The sequence below is a fragment of the Phyllobacterium sp. P5_D12 genome (assembly GCF_054049495.1).
Genome location: NZ_JBFUMG010001122.1, coordinates 1 through 649 on the forward strand (window position 1 = coordinate 1; position 649 = coordinate 649).

Below are 649 nucleotides of genomic sequence, written 5' to 3' on the forward strand. Positions count from 1 at the left end.
GGCTCGTTCTTGCGCAGACCGACAGAGCTGCCTTTACCCAGGAACCCGCCCTGAAAGCGCGGACCAGCGACAGTCATCTCCTCATTGCCCGGCTTGGCGGCCGATGTCGTCAGATAGGCCATGGAGGCCATGACGAGATCGACGCGGCCTGCGGCGAGATCAAGATCGTGCTGCTCGGTGGTCTTGTACTCACGAACCTCGACAACGTCCTTCAAGTATTTCTCGACGAAGGTCGCACCTGTCGAGGCGGTCTGGACGCCGATGGTCTTGCCTTGCAAGAGTGGCTTAAGCTTCTCCAAAGCGCTGATGGCGCCCGCCTCATTGGATGCCAGCGAGAAGACTTCGCCCTTGAATTCCATGCCTGCCAAAGGGCTTGATTTCAACGTTGCAAAAGCTTGGCCGGTGGAACCGTAGGACTGGCTGAAGTCGATGATTTGCTCACGCTTGGCGGTCGCCGACATGCCCGACATGATGGCATCGAACTTACCGGCATTGAGCGCGGGGATCATCCCGTCGAAGTCCTGGACTACAATCTTGCACTCGACTTTCATGTGATCGCAGAGATACTTCGAAAGCTCGATCTCGTAACCGTCGAGTGTTCCGTCGGGCTTTGTGAAGTTGTACGGCTTGAATGCGCCCTCCGTTGCGA

The 649-nt window shown here is 57.3% G+C and carries 1 protein-coding gene; it reads right to left on the reverse strand.

Annotated features, from left to right (window positions below):
* Nucleotides 1–649 (reverse strand): transporter substrate-binding domain-containing protein (locus tag ACXJ5O_RS29060; RefSeq protein ID WP_457302928.1); only part of this gene is annotated, 649 nt, incomplete at both ends.